Genomic DNA, 21,238 nt, shown 5'->3' on the forward strand with positions numbered 1-21,238 from the left:
CTAAACGTATAGATGTCTAAATGTCCGTTATAAGGTTCTTTATATCGTTATTATCAACAAAAGGCCAGCATCCGGGTTGAGACACGCAGAAGCAAGGGAGTACAGAGATCAGGAAAGCGGTTTTTTCAGCGCACTACCGGGAAGAAACAAGATGAGGATGTCGGGTATTCGGATGCCCCGCCGTTGGACTGAAAACGTCTGTGGCTGTGGGAATTGGGCGTTCTGCGGGCCTACACCAGCGGGCTTTCGCAGCGCAACGACGCAAGCGATACAACTCTGCGCCCTCTGGTGTAACCCGGCGAGCCGGAAATCCAGTATTTCCCGTCACAGGAAATAGAGGCTCAGGTGAAATCCGATAATTTTTGCCCGGAAACGATCAGCTCTTTGAGCAACATCTGACGGCGCTCCTCCGGCGTATCACGACTCACCATAAAGCAGATTGCGGCCACCGCCTGCCCGCTTCGGGAGCGAATCGGTGCGGCCATGCAGCAGGTAAAACTCTCTGATAAGCCTTCGGTCAGGCAATATCCCAGTTGCCCGGCACGATGTATATCTTCGAGGAATGCCTGTTTGTCGAGGATCTGCCCGTTCGCCAAACGGTAATCCTCTTCGGGGATAAGATCGAGAATGGCACTGTCCGACCAGTTACTGAGCAGCAGGCGACCGGTAGCAGTCCAGGGAATCGGTACCCGCACCCCGACATCAGAGGTGATTTTGAACGGGTGGGCATTACTTTCCGACAGCACGACGGTGTACTTATTCCCTTCCAGCATACAGAGCTGCACCGTCTCGCCATGACGGGCCACTAACTCCACCATTAACTGATGTGAGCGGCGGATAAGATCGTTATGCGCCATGTAGTCCGCACCGTAATAGTGCATTTCACGACCAAAGAACACCGCGCCGTCGGCATCCAGTTCAAGCAACCCGGCCTCACTCAGCAGGTTAACAAGTTCATATACGCTGGAGCGCGGCGCGCCGGTGGCGTCGATCAAATCGCGCATCGCCATGGGCTGACGAGCGATATGCAACTGGCGAAAAATGTCGATAACCCGGTCAACACCGCGCGCTCGCGATGGCTTCTCGTCCGGCATAAGCAAATTCTCCTGATGCAGTCGGGCGGTCGCGCCAGACAGTAAAAAAGATAAGCATCATACACCCGGCGGCACCGTTAACCCATCCCCGTTAATTAAAATTTCAGTGCCAGTGTTTATATTTCTTTGTTCCATTTTGGGGCCTCATTTTAGCGCATGAGGTGCAGATTGATTTTTTAAATAACGACAGCGGTAACATTTCCAGACAGGAATTACCTTAATTACTTTTTTATTTTGCGATCGCAACGACATCACGAGAAATTAAATTCCTCGCGATATATTGCAAAAACAAAAAACCTGTGCAAATCTTGCTCTATCCGATATTGCAGATATCAGTCTGATATACCAGACAACAATCACCCGCTACTGACGGGTATTCTTCAGAACAAAAAGGAGCAGCGTTGCATGACGATTACGCGTTATGGCATTGAAGGCGGCACCGGTACGGGTGGGCAGAAACTGCCGTTCGCACGGGCAGTTGAGGCCGATGGCTGGCTGTATATCTCGGGCCAGACACCGATGCGCGAGGGCGAAGTGGTTGAAGGCGGTATCATCGAACAGACGCAACTGGCGTTCGATAACTGTCTCGCCATCATGCGGGAAGCAGGTTATCGCGTGGAAGATGTTGTACACGTTACGGCGGTATTAACCGACGCGCGCTATTTCAGTTCATTTAATAAAGTATTCAGAGAGATATTTAGTGATAATCCGCCAGCGCGTATTTGTAGCGTGCAGGATTTAGTGGTCGACTGCAAAGTGGAAGTGGATATGAAATGTTTCCGCGCTGACCGCAAATAATTAAAACCGTTAAAACAGGCTGCGCGTTTTTATTTTTTCTTCGTCAATACCAGGGCCGCCTGTTATTAATTAATGCTTTTGCTTTTTCACTGGAATATCCCCGAAATAATCGGCGCTGCCGCTGCGCGGGCGATCGCCTGACTTATTACGGGTGACACGGTATTACACCGTCTCGTCAAACATTAAAAGAGAGCATAAAAAATGAATGCAACGACATCGCTGAAATTAAGTGCCACAGCACTGGCCGGCGCGCTGGTATTGCTGGCTCTGGTGGGCTGTACGCCGACCGAAGAGAAAAAAGAAGCCGGTGCGGCGCCGCAGTCTGCACTGCAAACCGTCCTGCAGCGCGGCACACTGCGCGTGGGCGACTGCCTGAGCTTTGCCCCGTTTGGTTTTTACGATAAAGACGGCAACCCGGATGGTTATGACGTCGATCTGGCTAAAGCGCTGGCGAAAGAGATGGGCGTCAAACTGGAGATGGTCAACACCACCAGTGCCAACCGCATCCCTAACCTGCAAACCAACAAAGTCGACGTGGTGTTCTGTAATTTCACCCGCAATCTGGAGCGCGCCAAAGAGATCGGTTTCACCAACCCGTATGTCGTGGCGAGTGAAGCCATGCTGGTGCGCAAAAACAGCGGCATTCAGTCCGCACATGACATGGCCGGAAAAACCATCGCCACGGTGAAAGGTTCCACCAACGGTGATGAAGTACGCAACCTTGGCATCGACGTGAAAATTCAGGAGTACGACTCATCCCAGGCAGCGATTCTGGCGGTGAAACAGGGACAGGCTGATGCGATGATCGAAGATAACAACTTCCTCGCCTATCAGGCGAAACTCGATCCGTCGCTGACCGTGACCAACGAAGCGCTGGTGCCGCTGGAGTACAACGCCTTCGGTGTGAAACAGGGCGACCAGATATGGACCAACTACCTGAACGAATTCCTTTTTGAAATCAACGCATCCGGCGAAAACGCACAGCTGTATGAGAAATGGTTCGGCAGTAAACCACGCTACCCGCTGAATCCGCAATACTGATTGTTCGCCCGCGGTGCAGCAGCCGATGCTGCACCGCCTGAAGGAGTCACACCATGAGTTATCAATGGCTAACCCTGTGGCGCTACGCCGACACTTTTCTGGAGGCCGCCTGGCTCACGCTCCAGGTCACGCTGCTGGCGTTTGTACTGGCAGTGGCACTTGGATTACTTGCCGCGCTGGCAAAATCCTCGCCACTGGCGCCGGTACGCTGGCTCAGCCACTGCTACGTCGAGTTCATCCGCAATACCCCGGTGCTGTTGCAAATCTTTATTATCTTTTTTGGCCTGCCGTCGTTGGGTATCACTATGAGCGCCTTTAGTGCAGGCGTGCTGGCGCTGGGGATTAACGTGGGGGCTTATCTGTCGGAAACCTTCCGCGCCGGTATCCAGTCGGTCGCAAAAGGCCAGCTGGAAGCGGCGTATATCCTCGGGATCCCGCGCCGGCAAATCTTCCTGAGCGTCGTGCTGCCGCAGGCCGCACGCGCGGTGTGGCCTGCCATTATCAATAACCTGATTCAGCTACTGCTCGGCACGTCGCTGCTCTCCGCCATCGCGCTGCCGGAACTGACCGGCACCGCAACGGTGATCAATGCGCGTACCCTGCTCTACATCCAGACCTTCAGTATTGTCGCGCTGGTCTATCTGGTGCTGAGCAACCTGTTCTCCTGGCTTGGTAACCTGGCAGGACGCCGGATGTTCCATCCGCCGCTGGTGACACCGGTAAAAAAGCCCGGCTGGCAGTGGGCAAAAAAATGGCTGATTAACCCAGCGAAACGGGAGAATGCGCTATGAGCGAACTTATCATCAACTCGCTGCCAATCCTGCTGAAAGGCCTGGTCATCACGTTACTGCTCTCCGTCGCCGCTATCGTCGGCAGCACGCTGCTCGGTTTACTGGCAGCGGTGTTACGCACCAGCCGTTTGCCGGTCGCTAAACAGATCGCCGTGTTCTATACCGAGCTGTTTCGCGGCACGCCGGTACTGATCACGCTGATGTTTATCTACTTCGGCGTGGCGTACTTCGGCTATGAAATCAATCTGTTCGCCGCCGGTATCCTCGGACTAAGCATTTATCAGGGCGCTTACATTGCCGAAGTATTCCGCGCCGGAATTGAAGCTGTCCCCAAAGGCCAGTGGGAAGTCTCATGGATCCTTGGTCTTTCAAAACGCCAGACGTTTCTTAGCGTGATCCTGCCGCAGACGCGCGGCATCGTGCTGCCGCCGCTGGTGGGTCAGTATCTTTCGCTGATTAAAGATACGTCGATTGTCAGCATGATCGGCATGTCGGAATTGATGCACCAGGGTCAGGCCATTGTCGATCGCATCGGTCAGCCGGTGGTGATTTACGGCCTGGTCGCCCTGCTCTACTTCGTTGTCTGCTTTCCGCTTTCCCGTTGGGTTCAACATCATCAAACCAGGAGCCAGTTATCATGAGCAAATCCGCCATTACGCTAAGCCGGATTACTAAATCCTTTGGCTCAACCCAGGTACTGAAAGAGATAAGCCTTGATGTGTCGCCCGGCGAAGTGCTGGTGCTGATTGGCGCATCCGGTTCCGGCAAAAGTACCGTATTACGCATCATGAGCGGGCTGGAAACCGCCGATGGCGGGGAAATCTGGGTAAATGAAGTACCGCTGCACGACCGCAAACGCAGCAGCGAGATCTGCGGCCACGTTGGCATGGTGTTTCAGCAGTTCAATCTGTTTCCCCATAAAACCGCGCTCGGTAACGTGACGCTGGCGTTAATTAAAGCGCAGAAACTGTCCGAAGCCGAAGCCAATAAACGCGGTATGGCAGCCCTGACCCGAGTCGGGCTGGCCGAGCGCGCGCATCATTATCCGGCTCAGCTATCCGGCGGCCAGCAACAGCGTGTGGCGATTGCTCGCGCGTTGGCAGTGGAGCCGAAAATTATGTTTTTCGACGAAGCGACGTCAGCGCTCGATCCCGAGCTGGTTGGCGAAGTGATGGAGGTGATGCGAAGTCTCGCGCGTGAAGGTATGACCATGGTGGTCGTCACCCACGAGATGGGTTTTGCGCGTAAAACAGCTGATCGCGTGGTGTTTATGGATCAGGGCGTGATCGCCGAGCAGGGTTCGCCGGAGCAGATCTTCGTCAATCCGCACAATCCTCGCACCCAGCAGTTCTTATCGCGAGTGCTTGAGCACTAACAGGAGGCATGATGTCGATTCACTTTCCCCTGCAGGCGGACGGCGCGCTGGATGCGCTGCACCCTGCGCCGCGTTTTAAATCGGTCGCCGGCTCCGGTAATCAGCCGCTGGCTAACGGCACCCCGGTCTTTAACAGCCCTGAGGTGTTTTCCCCACTGATGTTGATGAAGCAATCCGCGCTGGAGAATAACCTGCGTCAGCTGGCTGCGTTTTGTCGTGAGCAAGGCGTCATGCTGGCGGCACACGGCAAAACCTCAATGTCTGCGGCGATCCTGCGCCGCGCCGTCACGGAAGGCGGTGCCTGGGGTTTGAGCGCCGCCACCCCTGCGCAGGTTCGCGCGTTGCGCCAGTTCGGCATTCGTAACGTCTTCCTCGCCAATGAACTGGTCGATCCTGCCGGCATTCGCTGGATAGGCGAATGGCAACAGCAGCATCCCGACCATAATTTCCTGTGCTACGTCGATTCGCTGCAAGGTGTTCGTCTGCTGGAGCAACATCTCGGCGACAGCCGTATTGCGGTACTGCTGGAAATGTCGGTCAGCGGCGGACGAACCGGCTGCCGTTCATCCGCTGAAGCCCTGGAGATTGCCGCCGCGATTGCCACCAGCCCGGCCCTGCAATTGGTGGGTGTTGCGGGTTATGAAGGCGCACTCGGTGCAGGACGTGATGCCGCAGGCGTGCAGCGCGTCAAAGATTACTGCCAGATGCTGATCGCCACGGCGGCGCTGCTGGCTGAAAAGCAGTTGTTTGCCAGCGAGCAGATTATCCTCAGTGCCGGCGGCGGCGCGTGGTTTGACGTGGTCTCAGCGTGTTTCACGTCCGCGAACCTGCCCCTGCCCATGACGCCGCTGATTCGCTCCGGAGCTTACATGGCGCACGACAGCGGCCTGTACGCGCGAATTGCGCCTTTTGCGCAGCCCGGTGCAACGCATCATTTCACCGCTGCGCTGGAGATCTGGGGACGGGTGTTGTCGCGCCCCGAGCCTGGCCTGGCGTTTGTTGATTTCGGACGCCGTGATGTGCCGTTCGATCAGGATCTGCCCAATCCGCTGTGGGTGCGCAACGTTGACGGCAGTGCCCCTCGTGCAGCGTCGGGCATGCGCATCAGCGAGGTGAACGATCAGCACGCCTATTTGTTACTGCCGCAAGAGGATGGGTTAAAGCCCGGCGACTGGGTGGGTTGTGGTATTTCGCACCCTTGTACCGCATTCGATAAGTGGCGGTATTTGCCACTGGTAGATGATGATTACTGCGTCACAGACTCACTGGAAACCGCATTCTGAATGCAACATCGAATCGTAACGGCGCGATGTTTCGCACGGTTTTACCATTCATGTTCGCATGAACCGCGCTTATCCGTTCTTTAACTGGCACGACATTCCGGCCGGGAAGCGGTTATTCAGGCCAGTACGATTCGGCTTTCACTTTTAATAAATGGCGTAAGCGCTGAGCTTCCTTTTGCGGTGGGCAACCAAAGAACCGGCGAAATTCCCGGCTAAATTGTGTCGGACTGAGGTAGCCAACCCTGAAAGCGGCTTCACTGGCCGTGACATTGCGCTTCACCATTAAAAACCGCGCTTGGTGCAGCCTGATGGAAATCAGATACTGTTTCGGTGTGGTGCCGGTAAAGGCTCTGAAATGACGATGAAAAGAGGGAGAACTCATGCCCGCTTCTTTCGCCAGCATCTCCACGTCAACAGGCTCCATAAACCGGGTATGCATGGTGCGAATAGCGCCAGCGATTTGCCTGAAATGCCCTTTTCCCGAGAGCGCCGCTCTGATGGAGGCTCCCTGCGTATCAATCAGGACGCGATAATAAAGTTCTTTCAGAATCCCCGGCCCCAGAATTCTGGCCTGCTCCTCATCAGAAAGCGCCAGTAGAAGGCGATACACCGTATCGGCCAGTTCTTCCCCCAGCGGGCTGGAAAACATCATTCCCGCCTGCGCATTTCCACTTACCTCGCCTTCGCCCATTTCAACCAGTAATTCGGCAATCGTGGCGACATCGAGCGATACCGACATCGCCAGCAGCGGTTCTTGCTGGCTGGCAGTCGTCTGGCTGCTGAAAGGAAGCGGCGCGGAGACCACCAGATAATGTCCGGGATCGTAGGTGAATTCCCGCCCGCCCATCAAAGCGGTTTTCTTTCCCTGCAGAACAATAACAATGCACGGTTCGTAAAGGACGGGCGTGTGGGGCATCGACGCATTGACCCGCAACAGCTTTATCGCCGTCATGCGGGTGCGCGAGTAGCCCTCATCAGGCGCAAGCGCCAGCAAAGCCGGGATCATTTTTCGTGTAAGGCTTGAGGTAAGTTCGGACACTGCGCCCCCGAATATACAAAAGGATAAACTTTTTCGCCTTTATCAGGTTATCGAACCAAATTCTGACAGAAAAAGATAATCTTTGTACAGAAACCTTCATTGTTGCATTGCTCTGCTTCTCATACTCTTTTTGCAGCAAAACAAAGAGGAGAAGTGATGCAAGTTCATTCTGAATCAAGCGTCTGGCAGGAACTGACCGGAAACGTCGTTTCGAGACATCTCGCGATCATCTGCCGCGCCTGCCTATGTCGCACCGCTTTTCCCTCTCAACACTCATATCGGCTGATGAAGACGATGCCGTTCAGGCGACGCAATGCAAAATTTGAGGAAGAAAAATGGCAGATTTTTTTGGATTACAGAACAAAGTGGCAATCGTTACGGGCGCCGCAGGGGATATTGGCAGATCCACTGTAAAACATCTCGTTAGCCATGACGTGAAGGTGCTGGCGCTGGATATCGACCCGGCGGTTCATGCCCTGGCACAGCGCAATCAGGTGGTGACACAGATATGCGATGTCAGCAAGGAACAGGAAGCGATCAGCGCTGTCACTCTTGCACAGGCGGAATTCGGCGGCGTGGACATTCTCATCAACAATGCGGGCAAAACCCTGAATAAGCTCGCCACCGACACATCCGTTGAAGAGTGGGACAGCATTATGGCCATTAATGCCAGAGGGTATTTTCTCCTGAGCCGGGAAAGCCTGAAGGTGATGCAGCCCCGCCGGCAAGGCGCGATCGTTAATGTGGCGTCCGTGGTGAGCATGGTAGGCATGAAAGCCACGTCCGCTTATTCGGCCTCGAAAGGCGCCATCGCGCAACTGACGAAAGTACTGGCGCTGGAAGCGGCTGAGTATGACATCCGGGTTAATGCCGTCGCCCCCGGCGTCGTCGAAACAAATATTCTGACCGGCATAGTCGAAGACAGTCGGGCGACGCTTGCCAGCTACGGCCACGCGCATCCACTTGGGCGGGTGGCTCAGCCGGAAGAAATTGCGCAAGCCATTATCTGGCTTGCCTCGCCCAAAGCCAGCTTCGTGACGGGAACGGTATTAATCGCTGACGGCGGTTATACCGCACAGTAACAAGGAGCCCATGATGAAAAAGCAGAGCATTTTAATTATCGGAGCCGAGAAAGGGCTGGGGCACGGGCTGACAGCAGCCTATCTGGAGCGGGGCTGGGACGTTTTCGCCACCCATTTACCGGATGCGGATATCTCCGCCCTGCTCACGCTGGCAGAGCGTTACCCTGGCAAGCTGATGACCGGTGAGATGGATGTCACCAACAGCGCCCATATCGGGCCACTTATCGGCAGGCTCCGCGAACAGCAGTTTGACGTAATTTTTATGGTGGCCGGTATTTACGGTCCCTTGCATCAATCCGTGTTGCAGGCGTCTGACGCGGAATTCCAGCAAATTATGCTGACCAATGCGTTTGGCCCTGCCCGCCTGGCCCGGCATCTCCTGCCGGTACTTAAACCTGAGGGAAGCCTGGTTTTCATGTCATCGCACCGGGGCAGCATTGCCGGCAATACCGAACCGGGGATCGGTATTGAGCTTTACCGGGCCAGTAAAGCGGCACTGAATATGCTGGCGCGTTGTATTTATATGGATATCAGCCAGGGAGCACAGACGGTACTCTCCATTCATCCTGGCTGGGTGGCAACGGCGATGGGCACGCTGGATGGTACAGTGAACGCGGAGATTGATGTAAAAACCAGCGTCGAGGGCATGATCAGTGTGATTGAGCAACACCGAAACGCCAGAAGCCATCTTTTCCTCGATTACGAGAACAACAGTTGGCCCTGGTAATAAAGGACAAAGCAGCCGGTATCTTTTATCGGATTAACCCCGGCCCCGGGAATAAACACCCGGGGTTAGCCTGTTCGCCGTTATTCAGAGGATCAGGCGCATTGCTCAGGCCTCAACCTGACTTTCGCATTTATTTTCATCCGCATGCGTTCGATCGTATTCAGCCTGCGCCAGTGCAATGGCCGGACCAAACTCCTGCGCCCAATTCGCCAGCGCAATAAAAGGCTGCTGCAGTGACTGCGCCAGCGGCGTAATGGTGTATTCCACACTCACCGGATAAGTGGACAGAACCTGGCGATTAATTAAACCGTTTCGCTCCAGCCGTTTCAGCGCATCGGCCAGCGCCTTGTGGGTAATTCCGTCCAGACGTCGGCGAAGTTCATTGAACCGGCAAGGTTCCGTACACAGTACGGTCAGAATTAATATCGACCATTTATTGGTGATGTGTTCTAACACCAGTCGGGTATTTCTCTGGTCTATCAGGCAGTTATCGTGGTTTTCTTGCATGGCGATATAGTCACTTATAGTTGGTATAGCGAAAGTGCGTAATTGATATTAAGTATAGAATTTATATCATCTGGTTTCGACCTCAATCGGAGAAATCAGATGGGCAGAATAGAGAAAAAAGTCGCTGTGGTACTGGGTGGTGCGAAAGGAATTGGGCTGGCGATCAGCCAGCGTTTAGCCGCTGAGGGGGCCGTCACCTGGTTCACTTCCCGACGGGAAGAAGAACTTGAGACAGCCAAAAGCAAAATATCAGGAACCGCGATTCCACTGCAGGCTGATGTCAGTCAGAAGAACGAACTGAGCCGTATCATGCAGACGGTTTCAGAAAAATCAGGTCACATCGATATCCTGATAATCAATGCGGGAATATCGGAATACGCCCCGCTTGAAGAGGTAAGTGAGCAGCATTTTGACCAGACGTTTGGCCTGAATGTTCGCTCCCCCGTCTTTGCCCTGCAGGCAGCATTGCCGTTGATGAAACCCGGCAGCAGTGTCGTTCTCATCGGTTCTATTGCTGATGTTCTCGGCACACATGGCTATGGTGTCTACTCGGCCAGTAAAGCCGCGCTGCGCTCTTTTGCCCGCACCTGGACACGTGAACTTGCGACTCGCGGTATCCGTGTTAACGTTGTCGCGCCCGGCCCTGTCGACACTGAAATGATGGCGGCAACGTCTGATGAAGTGCGTAAAAGCTTAACCAGCGCAATACCGCTCGGCAGAATGGGCCAACCTGAAGAAGTTGCAAACGCCGCATTTTTCCTCGCCAGTGACGAGAGTTGCTACATTGCCGGCGCAGAGATTTGCGTTGATGGCGGCATGACGCAGGTTTAAGCATGCATACGACGGCCATCCAGGGATGGCCGCTCAGAGTAGCGGCAAGATCAGATAATGTCGGCTATCCAGTCTGCAAATGTGCGCACGGCGGGAGAAAGAAAGCGTTGATGCGGATACAGTAAAGTGACCGGTACTGGTGGCGGTTGCCAGTCTGCAAGCACCTCAATGAGCCTTCCTTCCTGCAGATGCTCTGAGACAATGCGCCCGGCAAGCTGCGCCAGTCCGAAACCTTCGAGACACATTTTTATATAGCGCCCCGTTTCGTTAACAGGCGCATCGCCATTAACAGGAACGGACAGCGTCTCAGCGCCACGCGCAAAACGCAATTCACCCGTACGCCTGGCTGAGCCGGAAAAGTAATGGATCGCACGATGCTGCAACAATTCATCGGGCGACTGCGGAATCCCGTATTCCCTGAGATACGCCGGAGAGGCACAGGTTACCCAGCGAAACCGGCTAAGCGGACGAGCTACCAGCGTGGAGTTATTCAGCTCCCCCGTTCTAATCACACAGTCCCCCTTTTTTTGCAGAAACCTTCCTGCCGCTGGCGCAGTCGCACTGGCAGGTATGAAACGCATGAGCATGATTTATTACGCAATCGCCTTTGTCGCAGGTCTTGGGATCACCTGCGCCGTCAAAGCATGACGGCGCTTTTTTAAAGTGAAATAAGCGGAATTTGCCGGTTTACCAGAAAGCTGGTTCACTGCGTACACAACGTAACGGCCCTGCTTACCGCATGCTGGCAGAACTGAACCGGCTGGTCTTTAATACCGCTGACCAGGCTTGTCATGTCGCGAGTCCGGCCTGTGTCACTGATGTGTCACCTTGCCGTCATGGCGATGTCGTGTGCAGTGCCAGCCTGATATGTCAGTCTCATCACCGGCATTGCAGTGGACGTTAACAGCGATGAGTGTCGCTGAAAAATTAAGGTGTGACGGTTCACCGGTGCTGAAAAAAAAGATCCACTTTCGTAACCGGGACAAATTATGGATATGGCACATTTTTTAAGAGAAACACCCGTATGGGTATGGATATTGCTGGCCTTTTTACTACGTCGCGGTTTTGCTGCGCTTTATGACCGGAAGATGGCAATCGGACGATTGTTTTTACTCCCGGTACTTTTTCTTGCCTGGGGAGCGTATGGCGTTATCACCGAGACGGAGCGGGTTGGAGTAAGCCTTACAATGATGACCGCAGGGCTGTTTGCAGGCACCGCACTCGGATACCGATTATGGCGCTCACAGCCACCGCTGAGAAATACAGATAATCCAGGCATGATCATCAGAGCCGGGACACCGCTGACTCTGGGATTGATTGTGATTGCTTTTAGTATGAAGTTTGCCCTGACATCGGCCCTTTATCTGCAGCCTGGATTAAGGTCAACCACCAGCTTTTGCATGTTGTTTGGCGGGCTGACGGGGCTTATTGACGGAATATTCTGGGGGGGAACCCTGAGGCTTTACCTCCCCTGGTACAGTAAAAGATGATTTATGCACGCCACTCGTTATTGAAATCCACCCGACTCGCAGAATCAACGATGCTGTTCCTTGCCCTGCTGATGTACTGGCCAGGCTGGTCCCGGCCAGCATCCCGGTAACGGGACAGTGTGCTTTTTTCTCAGTGAGCGTCAAAACCGATAATACAAGCTATCTGACAGGCGGCTTTGCGCGTGAGGCGGACATTTTTTAACCATTCAAATTAGCGTTTAAAGCGCCACCGGGCATCAAATCTCAAAGCCCTTTCACTGGTCTGTTGGCGAATAATTAGGTGTTGAGATGCCTGCCTGAACGAGATTGACTCTCCTGAACGAAAAATGAGGTTTGGCATTTTTGCCGTTACGCCATTATAAGTACACATTCACGATGTCCACTTACTCTATCTGATGAGCAATTTTATGAATGAAGACAACGCCTGGAGCAAGCGCTATACGCTCACTGTGGGAAGCACGCCAAAAGCAATATGGCAGGCCTTTGTCGATACCGATAACTGGAAGCGATGGAACCCAGGCGTAAAGTCAATCACTATCGAGGGGCCATTTCATACGGGAACATGGTTCACAATGACGTTACCTGAAGGAGAAGTTGTCCGTAGTCAGCTTACTGATGTTTCTAAAGAAAAATATTTTATTGACGAGACCTGGGTGGATGAAACACGAGTCAACGTTGAACATCGTATTGAGGCATCCGGATCCGATGAAAGTATCGTGATTTATGCGATCAGGACCCATGGCCCCCAGGCTAAAGCTTTCGGCGAGGGGATCAGCGCAGATTTCCCGGAAGTGATGGCGGGGTTGGCCAGATACCTTGCCGAAACAGATTCAATGTAAATGACATCTGAATTCCTGTTTCGTCGGCGGGTGGATGATAATCCTGACGGAATTGCCACAGAGCATAACGGTTTGGTGCATGCTGGCATTTATTAAGTCATCAATTTGAGAAAAATCATGAAAAAATCGATAGTTCCTGAAGAATTTCAGCATTATTTCGACGACTGGCACTTCTCCCCGATCATCGACGCTGATGGCACAGTGTATCTCTCAGGCGTTACCGCGGCACGCAAGGACAAACCGATAAGTAAGCATCCTGAAGAACAATTCCACGATGCGTTTTATAAGCTGGGTGTTTATTTAAACGCCGCCGGTTTGGGCTATGAACATATACTTGAGATGACCACTTTCCATATTGATCTTAAAAAACATATAGACGTTTTTTCTAAAGTAAAAGATGAGTATATAAAGGCGCCGTACCCGGCATGGTCTGCTATTGGTGTAGCAGAATTCATTCCAGAAAACGCACTTGTGGAAATGCGAATTGTGGCTAAAAGGTAATTTCCGCATATCATATTTTAGGAGGGCCTCACTGTGAATGCTAAATTAATTGAGCCTTTGATGTCGGATTTATATATCCTGGAGCCCTTAGATAAATCTCATGCTAACGAAATGTATGCAGGATTATGTTCTATTGACGATTATAAGTTTATACCGACCAACCCACCGGCAAACCTGGATGAGTTAACAGCGCGTTATGAGAGAATATCTCAGTGTTATTCGCCAGATAAGAGTCAAATTTGGCTAAACTGGGTGATTATACATCGTCAGTCTGGTGCATACCTTGGATATGTCCAGTCGACCATTATGGTTGAAAAAAACTGGGCATATATTGCTTATCATGTGTTTGGGATGTATCAAAAAAAAGGGATAGCAAAACAGTGTGTGCGGATGGTAATAGATTTTTTATTCAATAATTATAAGTTATCTCATATCGACGCATTGATTGACTCTCGTAATATAGCTTCAATTGGTTTAGTTGAATCTTTGAAACTTAAAAAAATTAACGAGTTGAAAGATGCGGTTTTCTTCAAAGGATCAACAAGCAATGAATTTCATTATAGGGTTTTTAATAATGAATGGACAACGAAAGCGTGAGTTTACAACGATAAACGATGGAAAATACCAAAGATAATAGACCGTCAGAAAGAAAAATATTTAAAAGTTATAATTTATTGAAATATCGTTATTCACAATATTATTTCCCCTATCACACTATCGCCTGTAAACCCCGTTCAAATGAAAAACGGTTTTATCCCTGCTCATCAATCTATCGATATACTTGCAATATCCGTTGAACTCACAGCACGAAGCGGACGTTAGCACCTCTCACTCATGCTGCAATAACATTCACACAATTGTTATAAAGAAAGTGCTCTGAGAGACAATACATGTAAGGATAATTAATTCAGCAAATCACGGAGTATGATCACCCTTGACAATTGTATTCATCCCTTCTCTTGTGGCATTGCTTGAAGCACAGGAAAAAGAAACCGGCCGCGAATTGAGCCGGCATGAGGTTGAGTCGATACGGGATAATGCTACCGCTATTAACTTACCAACGGACATTGCCCATGACATGCTTGCAAGCCGGGGCTATCCCGATCTCGATGCAGAAAATATCTGGGTAGAATGGTTAGCCTATAAAAATAGAGCATTGTGAATTGTATTGAAGGATTATGAGCAGAACGTCTCGAATACAGTCATCCATTCACCCTAACTACCTGAATTGGTAGCCACTCTCCTCTTTCGAACCTGGAAACTTGTGGCGTTTCACGAGCCTGGGTATTCTCACTCAGGGCTCGTGCTGCCCGCCGCTCGCTTCCTGAAAGGAAAAGGTGAAAGCATGTTTGTCCTCAACCTCATTAATTTTAAAACTCTTGATGGTCGGGACGTGGTAATGCGAGCACCACCATTTCCTGACAACAGGAGAAAATATGTTTTCCATCGAGCAAGCCAAACAAATGGCTGCAAAGTTAAAAGCCTCTCTTGAGTTGCGTGAACATAAGCTTTCTTATTCCACCGCACTCGAAACGGTTGCACACCAGTTAGGCTTCAAAGACTGGAACACAGCGGCAGCAACGTTGCCCCCGCAGATCCCACAGTCTCAAATCCAATTCAGCAAACCCATCCCCATCCTGCGAATTTTCGATGTCCGCAAAGCAGAGGAGTTCTATCTTGAATTTCTCTCATTCAGCGTTGAGTTTGAACACCGGTTCGGGCCTGGCTTACCGCTGTATATGGGCATTGCCAGAGAAGGGTTGCAGTTACATCTTTCTGAACATCACGGTGACGCCAGCCCGGGCGCAACGATATTTATCCCTCTGAATAATATTGCGTTGCTCAGAGATGAACTCCACGGCAAACAATATGGGTACGGTCGCCCGGAAATCGTGAAGCAAGACTGGGGAGACGTCATGGAAGTCCACGACCCGTTTGGCAACCGGCTGCGCTTCTGTCAACAAAGCTAGTTTGCCCTTCTTAAATAGAGGGGATCGCCACCAGCGCTTTCCCCTTTATTACGCCATTCGTGGATGGCACAAACCTGCCCGTCGACAGCACAACCTTTTTCGCCATGCGCGATACGCGAACACCGGGTTTCTGGCAAATACCCGCGTCTGGAAGATTCATATCTCTATTATCTGCACCTCAATGTGCCGCCCGTTCTGCGCGCGGTTATAGAAACGTTGAGAATTTAACGGATAAAGTGGATGTATCTCATGGAAGCTAAACGGTGTCCGTTTTTACTCCAGCCCTGAAGCAGGAAAGCGGTGAGCGAAAGGCTGACGTCTGGGGTTGTGGTGAAAATGACACGACAGGATTAATGATGGTTCAGGCCTGGCAACGCGCTTTTAAGGCATTCTGATTGCGTGTCAATCAGAGAGTACGCGCTAATTTGCCGTTTTGCCCTTCCCCATTGTCATCTAAAAATTCAGGAATATTTAATGAAATCTGGAGTTCGCCCTTACAGACGCTACCTGAACATTTTTATGCTTACCGCTGTGCTGGCTCTCTTCACGACAGGATATACACCTCCGGCTCACTCTGCAGACAGCAAACCTGTGGATATCGCGGTTTATCGGGGGGAAGCGGGTTGCGAGGGCTGCTCAGAAATGGTTGTAAAATCGCTCGTTAATACCGGCCTGAAACTCGCCATCAGCTACATCGGCGAGAACGAAAAGCTCAAATTAAACCGCCAGAACCTGAAGAAGTTTGATTTGTATATTCAGCCCGGAGGCGGACAGGATATTCCTGCGGCTTACAATGCGATAGGTGATGAAGGCGCTAACGCTATCCGGGAATTTGTGCGTTCTGGTAAGGGTTATCTTGGGTTATGTATGGGCGCTTATCTTGCGGACAAGGACTGGATAGGGCTTATTAATGCTCCCCTTGATTCAGAAGCTGGCCGGCCGGGTGCAGAGGCTAATGACGAAGGTGATTACACGCTTTTCGTAAAATGGGGAGGCAAAGAGGAATCGTTTTACTATCAGGATGGCCCCTATCTGAGTAACCGTACTAAAAGCCCCGGCTATACCCCCATCGCTTATTACCTGAATGGTGACGTTGCAATGGCGGCCTACACCTATGGGAAAGGCAAGGTTGTGCTTACCGGGCCTCATCCAGAAGCTGATGAAAGCTGGATTGATGCAAGCAAACCCGGGTATATCCCTGCAGAAAGTAAAATGACGCGCCTGCTTAAATATCTGGATCCGAAGAAAGACAAAACGCCAGCGCCGTGAAAACGTGCATCCCAGCCCCCGCCGCAGGAAGAGGCGGTATTGGCACTCTGGTCAGCGTTGAGCAAAGCGCGGTTGCTGGTAACAAGCTACGCAATGTCGTTCACAGTCTGACGCAGAAAAAGCCAAGCCTTAAATACTTCAGTCTGGATGGTGCCTGACACTCACAATGACTACTCCGGTAAGGATTAGTAATATCCACTATTTCCACTCAACGGCACCGCTTTTTCATAACCCTCATCAATAGTTCGCCGGTTCAGAATGAATACAATGTGGCCGTCGTCCGTTGAAAATAATTATAAAAATTACCAAAACTGGCAGTTGCTTCCTATTTGTATGACCTTTAAAATTCAGACGCAACTTATTGATTAAATTTGGTTTAGGGAAATAAAAATGAAAAAAAGTAGTGTTGCAGTGATGATGATGGCCGCTCTTTCAGCAGCAGCTTATGCGGATCCTATGCAATATACACCGGATTTATCCCCGGAGAGCGTTACTGTTTCAGCTTCTGGCGGGATGTTGGCCGGAAAATCCCATGAAATGGTCTATGACGAAGTGACAGGGCGTAAGATCAGCCAGCTGGACTGGAAACTTAAAAATGTCGCTATTCTGAAGGGTGACATTTCCTGGAACGCGTACTCTTTTCTGACACTGAACGCACGTGGCTGGACATCTCTGGCATCTGGCTCCGGTCATATGGATGATTACGACTGGCAGAACGCCAGCCAGAGAGACTGGACAGATCACTCCTCACATCCGAGTACGGATGTGAATTATGCCAATGAATACGATCTCAATGTAAAAGGCTGGGTTTTCCAGGACGAAAACTATAAAGCTGGCGTGGTTGCTGGTTATCAGGAAACACGTTTTAGCTGGACGGCGACCGGCGGTTCTTACAACTACGATAACGGCGCGTATACCGGAAACTTCCCGGCAGGCGAGCGTGGCATTGGTTATAGCCAGCGTTTCTCAATGCCGTACATTGGCCTCGCGGGCCAATATCGTATTAATGACTTTGAATTTAACGCCCTGTTCAAATTTAGTGATTGGGTCAAAGCTCATGACAACGATGAACACTACATGCGTGATCTGACCTTCCGTGAAAAAACGAGCAACTCACGCTATTACGGTGCGTCAATTGATGCCGGCTATTACGTTACGCCGCAAGCCAAAGTCTTTGCCGAATTCACCTATAGCAGCTATGAAGAAGGCAAAGGCGGTACGCAGATTATTGATACCACCAGTGGACAATCAGCATCTATTGGCGGAGATGCTGCAGGCATTTCCAACAAAAACTATACCATTACCGCTGGTCTGCAATATCGCTTCTAAATCAGCGCTGCGTATATAGTCTTTACAGACACGAAGCCCCTGACGGGGCTTTTTTTTTCTAGAGCTATTTCTCAGAAAAATGCTGAACGAGGATTTCAAGTAGATAGCAGCCCCATTGATTCGTACACCTTACATCAGGCATAAACACGACATAATGTCCCTGTAATGTTCAGCGTCCAGTCCAATGTGGAAGCAGGAATAAACACGGTTTGTCCGGCGTCGAGCGACAAAATTTCGCCGGGTGCGTGGTGAAATCGAGCCGGTCCATCTGAAAAAATTGCGTCTTACAATTTTGAGAATTGCGTGCGAATTAACAAAGCTTACTCACGTGTAATGCAAGACAACCGCAGTACCTGTTCGCTTTGCTTTATAGACCGGTAAGCATACAGATTTCGCAGCAAATCTTCGCATTGCTCACACCTTAAGCGAACAGTCATGAAAGCTTAAAATCTTGCTTGACCGTTTCAGTACAACTCCCTATAGTAGCGCCCGTTGCCCCCTGTACTGGCTGGCAGCGATACAATGTGGTGAGGTGTCCGAGTGGCTGAAGGAGCACGCCTGGAAAGTGTGTATACGGCAACGTATCGGGGGTTCGAATCCCCCCCTCACCGCCATCATTCAAAGAAGAGCTCGCATGTAAATGCGGGCTTTTTTTCGCATAGCGCACTCCCGCAGGGGGGATGAGAAGCCCCGACCGGGGTTCGACAACTGGCCCAGCCAGTTGGACAGATGACGAGCCCGCGAGGAATCTGCCCGTAGGGTGAGCGCAGCGAATCAATCCCCCCTCACAGCCCTATTCTGAGCGTCATAAACAGACATCGCTCATGACAACAGGTCACTATCAGCGCGCAAGGCAAAACAAATATCGGCGTTAAATCTCCTGCTGTCGCCATTGCCTGACATGGTCGACCAGGGCACGTAGCTTAGGTGCCATATTGCGGCGATGAGGAAAGTAGAGATAGAAGCCCGGGAAATAAGGCAGATAATCATCCAGCAATGAGACAAGCTGCCCGTTTTTAACAAACGGTCTGAACGTATCCTCCGTGGCAAACGTAATGCCGCCACCCGCAAGCGCCAGCCGCAACATCAGGCGCAGATCATTAGTGGTGATCTGCGGCTCAATCGCCAGGCTGAAAGGTTCACCCGCCTCCTCAAATTCCCAGCGATAAGGAGCGACATCTTTGGCAGGACGCCAGCCGATACACCGGTGATGGATCAATTCACGCGGATGTGTGGGGGCGTTGTTCGTCACGAGATACGCAGGCGAGGCAACCGCCATTTCACGTTGTTTTTCGGTCAGCGGGACAGCAATCATATCCTTTTCGATCACCTCTCCCAGCCTTACGCCCGCGTCATAACCCGCAGCCACAATATCAAACTCTTCATCCGTCACGACAATATCAACCGTCACAGCAGGGTTGGCCGCCGCAAACGAGGCGATCAGCGGACCGGAAAGAAATGCTTCGGCTATCGAGGTCACGGCAATCCGCAAACATCCGCGCGGCACCTTCTCCGACGCAACCTCTTCAAACGCCGTTTCAATACTGGATAGCGGCAATGACAGGGATTGTCGCAGCCGTTCTCCCGTCTCCGTCAGCGTTACTGAGCGCGTCGTACGCATTACCAGCATTGTGCCAAACGCATCTTCAAGTCGTCTTATTCCCTGACTGATCGCCGATCGGGTGACGCCCAGTCGAGCGGCGGCAGCGCTGAAATTACGCTCTTCTGCCACCGCGATAAAAACCGGTAAAAGGTTGAGATCTATTTTCATTGTTTAACAGTGCTAACCAGTGAGTCCAGTAAAAGCAGGATACTGGAACCAATCGTTGCGTTCTATGATCGTTTCGAACTCAACTGAAGGAGCATGCTATGGAAAAAGTGATATTAATTACCGGCGCATCAAGCGGGATTGGAGAAGGTATGGCCAGAGAGCTTGGAAACGCAGGTGCGAAGGTGTTATTAGGGGCTCGCAGACTGGAGCGTATTGACGCCATTGCCGCAGAAATACGCAGCGCGGGCGGTATTGCTGAGGCCCGTGAGTTAGATGTCACCCGCCGCCAGTCGATGACCAGCTTCGTGCAGGCCGCGCTGGATAAATGGGGCCGCGTCGATGTTCTCATCAACAATGCGGGCATCATGCCGCTCTCTCCGCTTGCCGCCGGCAAACAGGATGAATGGGAGCAAATTATCGACGTGAATATCAAAGGCGTGCTCTGGGGCATTGGCGCTGTGCTTCCCGTGATGCAAGCGCAGGGCTCTGGTCAGATAATCAATATTGGCTCTATCGGTGCCCTTTCCGTCGTGCCAACCGCCGCCGTCTATTGTGCCTCGAAATTCGCGGTACGCGCGATTTCAGATGGTTTACGCCAGGAAAGCCCAAATATTCGCGTGACCTGTGTCAATCCGGGTGTTGTGGAAAGTGAACTTGCCTCAACCATTACGCATCCGGAAACCAGGGCGGCGATGGATGTGTACCGCGCTGTGGCACTTAAACCTGCGGATATCGCCCGTGCCGTGCGGCAGGTCATTGAGGCTCCTGAGAGCGTTGATACAACAGAAATAACCATCAGACCAACCGCATCAGCTAACTGATATTCCTGTCTTATGACTGGTGTTAATGTCCGTTCTCATTTCTGAGCAGAGTCGGGGTCGGGGTCATGCCGCCATTGAAGGTAGGGGAAGCGCTTATCTCCCCTACTGGGTGGCTGGCCCTGATAGCAAAGCGATTTACTGCCCGGAGTCAGCAGAACATCCCGCAACATCTTCTGGAAAATATGCTCTACAGGTGACCTGCGCATCTGTACTGGCAGCCCCTTCCCGTTAATCGTGCAGAAGACTATTTGTATCGCAATGGCTTTCTTTTGAAGATCAGACTACCCACTTCCCGCCGATGCAGAACATCGTTTCCCCAGAACTGCCCCTTTGTGCCAGAAAAGACGTTCTAAACATTCAGGCATGATCGTCTACCGGGAGAATGAGCACAGTAAAGCCATTGAAGTGTCTGGATAATAGGCCAGCATTTATCCGTCGTATTTTTGAGCGTCGCCATGATGCGCCAGGCTTGAATTACACGGCAGGTAGCGTGCCGCGGATCTGAACGATGAATTTGAGTGCAAGAACCCGTGCGCGGATGAATACTTTTCCTCCATGTGACGGCAGCGGAAACTCTTTTTTACGGGGCTCGTTAAGTGTTGATTGCTTCAAAAAAATTACCGCATTTGTTATATTGTTGCTCATTGCTTATTCACCTCTGCGGTGCCAAAAAGAACAAG

The 21,238-nt window shown here is 51.6% G+C and carries 24 protein-coding genes, 1 tRNA gene and 1 pseudogene; 19 read left to right on the top strand and 7 right to left on the bottom strand.

All coding sequences use genetic code 11. From position 1 onward, the window contains the following. Positions 1-341: 341 nt before the first annotated feature. Positions 342-1,094, bottom strand: a complete 753-nt coding sequence (locus C813_RS37150) for an IclR family transcriptional regulator (RefSeq protein ID WP_017456323.1) — start codon at positions 1,092-1,094, stop codon at positions 342-344. A gap of 405 nt (positions 1,095-1,499) precedes the next feature. Here C813_RS37150 and C813_RS37155 point away from each other — a divergent pair, with 405 nt between their 5' ends. The 6 genes from C813_RS37155 (at position 1,500) to C813_RS37180 (ending at position 6,382) form a co-directional block, all read left to right on the top strand. Continuing rightward, complete coding sequence (locus C813_RS37155; RefSeq protein ID WP_017456322.1) at positions 1,500-1,892, top strand: RidA family protein; 393 nt, start codon at positions 1,500-1,502, stop codon at positions 1,890-1,892. 201 nt (positions 1,893-2,093) lie between these two features. Further along, positions 2,094-2,933 carry an ABC transporter substrate-binding protein gene (locus C813_RS37160; RefSeq protein WP_017456321.1) on the top strand — a complete coding sequence of 280 codons (840 nt, stop codon included), beginning with the start codon at positions 2,094-2,096 and terminating at the stop codon, positions 2,931-2,933. Positions 2,934-2,986: 53 nt separating this feature from the next. Beyond that, entirely contained in the window at positions 2,987-3,724 is a 738-nt protein-coding gene (locus C813_RS37165) for an amino acid ABC transporter permease (RefSeq protein ID WP_017456320.1), read from the top strand. After that, positions 3,721-4,365 (top strand): amino acid ABC transporter permease, encoded by a 645-nt coding sequence (locus C813_RS37170; RefSeq protein ID WP_017456319.1) that lies wholly within the window; start codon positions 3,721-3,723, stop codon positions 4,363-4,365. The genes C813_RS37165 and C813_RS37170 overlap by 4 nt, the downstream gene beginning before the upstream one ends. After that, a complete protein-coding gene (locus tag C813_RS37175) occupies positions 4,362-5,099 on the top strand; it encodes an amino acid ABC transporter ATP-binding protein (RefSeq protein ID WP_017456318.1) in 738 nt (245 codons plus the stop codon). Before C813_RS37170 ends, C813_RS37175 begins: the two co-directional genes overlap by 4 nt. 11 nt (positions 5,100-5,110) lie before the next feature. Further along, positions 5,111-6,382, top strand: coding sequence for an alanine racemase (locus tag C813_RS37180; RefSeq protein WP_017456317.1), 1,272 nt, complete (start codon positions 5,111-5,113; stop codon positions 6,380-6,382). Positions 6,383-6,494: 112 nt separating this feature from the next. Here the strand turns inward: C813_RS37180 and C813_RS37185 are convergent, their stop codons facing one another. Beyond that, positions 6,495-7,421, bottom strand: a complete 927-nt coding sequence (locus C813_RS37185; protein ID WP_025263658.1) for an AraC family transcriptional regulator — start codon at positions 7,419-7,421, stop codon at positions 6,495-6,497. A gap of 335 nt (positions 7,422-7,756) precedes the next feature. Here C813_RS37185 and C813_RS37190 point away from each other — a divergent pair, with 335 nt between their 5' ends. Beyond that, positions 7,757-8,503: an SDR family NAD(P)-dependent oxidoreductase gene (locus C813_RS37190; protein ID WP_017456315.1), complete on the top strand. Its 747-nt coding sequence runs from the start codon at positions 7,757-7,759 to the stop codon at positions 8,501-8,503. A gap of 10 nt (positions 8,504-8,513) precedes the next feature. After that, a complete protein-coding gene (locus C813_RS37195; RefSeq protein ID WP_025263659.1) occupies positions 8,514-9,230 on the top strand; it encodes an SDR family oxidoreductase in 717 nt (238 codons plus the stop codon). 105 nt (positions 9,231-9,335) lie between these two features. Here C813_RS37195 and C813_RS37200 read toward each other — a convergent pair whose 3' ends face one another. Then, positions 9,336-9,737, bottom strand: a complete 402-nt coding sequence (locus C813_RS37200; RefSeq protein ID WP_017456313.1) for a winged helix-turn-helix transcriptional regulator — start codon at positions 9,735-9,737, stop codon at positions 9,336-9,338. A gap of 99 nt (positions 9,738-9,836) precedes the next feature. Here C813_RS37200 and C813_RS37205 point away from each other — a divergent pair, with 99 nt between their 5' ends. Beyond that, positions 9,837-10,568 carry an SDR family NAD(P)-dependent oxidoreductase gene (locus C813_RS37205; RefSeq protein WP_017456312.1) on the top strand — a complete coding sequence of 244 codons (732 nt, stop codon included), beginning with the start codon at positions 9,837-9,839 and terminating at the stop codon, positions 10,566-10,568. Between the two features lie 50 nt (positions 10,569-10,618). On the opposite strand, the pseudogene C813_RS37210 reads toward C813_RS37205, so the two are convergent. Further along, positions 10,619-11,101, bottom strand: a pseudogene (locus C813_RS37210) (LysR substrate-binding domain-containing protein); the annotation flags it as partial. A 456-nt stretch (positions 11,102-11,557) separates the two neighbouring features. On the opposite strand from C813_RS37210, the gene C813_RS37215 reads away from it, so the two are divergent. From C813_RS37215 to C813_RS37235, 6 genes are all read left to right on the top strand, one after another. Continuing rightward, a complete protein-coding gene (locus tag C813_RS37215; protein WP_017456310.1) occupies positions 11,558-12,058 on the top strand; it encodes a DUF6622 family protein in 501 nt (166 codons plus the stop codon). A gap of 407 nt (positions 12,059-12,465) precedes the next feature. Then, positions 12,466-12,897, top strand: coding sequence for an SRPBCC family protein (locus tag C813_RS37220; RefSeq protein ID WP_017456309.1), 432 nt, complete (start codon positions 12,466-12,468; stop codon positions 12,895-12,897). A 117-nt stretch (positions 12,898-13,014) separates the two neighbouring features. Further along, positions 13,015-13,398: a Rid family hydrolase gene (locus tag C813_RS37225; RefSeq protein ID WP_017456308.1), complete on the top strand. Its 384-nt coding sequence runs from the start codon at positions 13,015-13,017 to the stop codon at positions 13,396-13,398. Between the two features lie 33 nt (positions 13,399-13,431). After that, positions 13,432-13,995: a GNAT family N-acetyltransferase gene (locus C813_RS37230; RefSeq protein ID WP_040016486.1), complete on the top strand. Its 564-nt coding sequence runs from the start codon at positions 13,432-13,434 to the stop codon at positions 13,993-13,995. 337 nt (positions 13,996-14,332) lie between these two features. Beyond that, positions 14,333-14,560, top strand: a complete 228-nt coding sequence (locus tag C813_RS46450; protein ID WP_071957276.1) for a hypothetical protein — start codon at positions 14,333-14,335, stop codon at positions 14,558-14,560. 274 nt (positions 14,561-14,834) lie between these two features. Beyond that, on the top strand, positions 14,835-15,368 hold the full coding sequence (locus C813_RS37235) for a glyoxalase superfamily protein (RefSeq protein WP_017456306.1): 534 nt from the start codon (positions 14,835-14,837) through the stop codon (positions 15,366-15,368). A 10-nt stretch (positions 15,369-15,378) separates the two neighbouring features. Here the strand turns inward: C813_RS37235 and C813_RS47320 are convergent, their stop codons facing one another. Continuing rightward, positions 15,379-15,528 carry a hypothetical protein gene (locus C813_RS47320; RefSeq protein WP_158512904.1) on the bottom strand — a complete coding sequence of 50 codons (150 nt, stop codon included), beginning with the start codon at positions 15,526-15,528 and terminating at the stop codon, positions 15,379-15,381. 359 nt (positions 15,529-15,887) lie between these two features. Between C813_RS47320 and C813_RS37240 the strand changes: the two genes are divergently transcribed. The 3 genes from C813_RS37240 (at position 15,888) to C813_RS37250 (ending at position 18,580) form a co-directional block, all read left to right on the top strand. Continuing rightward, positions 15,888-16,637 (top strand): BPL-N domain-containing protein, encoded by a 750-nt coding sequence (locus C813_RS37240; RefSeq protein WP_046199730.1) that lies wholly within the window; start codon positions 15,888-15,890, stop codon positions 16,635-16,637. A 390-nt stretch (positions 16,638-17,027) separates the two neighbouring features. Continuing rightward, entirely contained in the window at positions 17,028-17,966 is a 939-nt protein-coding gene (locus C813_RS37245; protein ID WP_017456303.1) for an omptin family outer membrane protease, read from the top strand. 526 nt (positions 17,967-18,492) lie between these two features. Then, positions 18,493-18,580 (top strand) — tRNA-Ser (locus C813_RS37250). A 257-nt stretch (positions 18,581-18,837) separates the two neighbouring features. On the opposite strand, the gene C813_RS37255 is transcribed toward C813_RS37250, so the two are convergent. Then, positions 18,838-19,737, bottom strand: a complete 900-nt coding sequence (locus C813_RS37255; protein WP_017456302.1) for a LysR family transcriptional regulator — start codon at positions 19,735-19,737, stop codon at positions 18,838-18,840. 98 nt (positions 19,738-19,835) lie between these two features. Here C813_RS37255 and C813_RS37260 point away from each other — a divergent pair, with 98 nt between their 5' ends. Then, positions 19,836-20,558 carry an SDR family oxidoreductase gene (locus tag C813_RS37260; RefSeq protein WP_017456301.1) on the top strand — a complete coding sequence of 241 codons (723 nt, stop codon included), beginning with the start codon at positions 19,836-19,838 and terminating at the stop codon, positions 20,556-20,558. 474 nt (positions 20,559-21,032) lie between these two features. On the opposite strand, the gene C813_RS47325 is transcribed toward C813_RS37260, so the two are convergent. Beyond that, entirely contained in the window at positions 21,033-21,203 is a 171-nt protein-coding gene (locus C813_RS47325; protein ID WP_156773076.1) for a hypothetical protein, read from the bottom strand. Between the last annotated feature and the right edge of the window lie 35 nt (positions 21,204-21,238).

The organism is Kosakonia sacchari SP1, from assembly GCF_000300455.3.
Taxonomy (GTDB): Bacteria; Pseudomonadota; Gammaproteobacteria; order Enterobacterales; family Enterobacteriaceae; genus Kosakonia; species Kosakonia sacchari.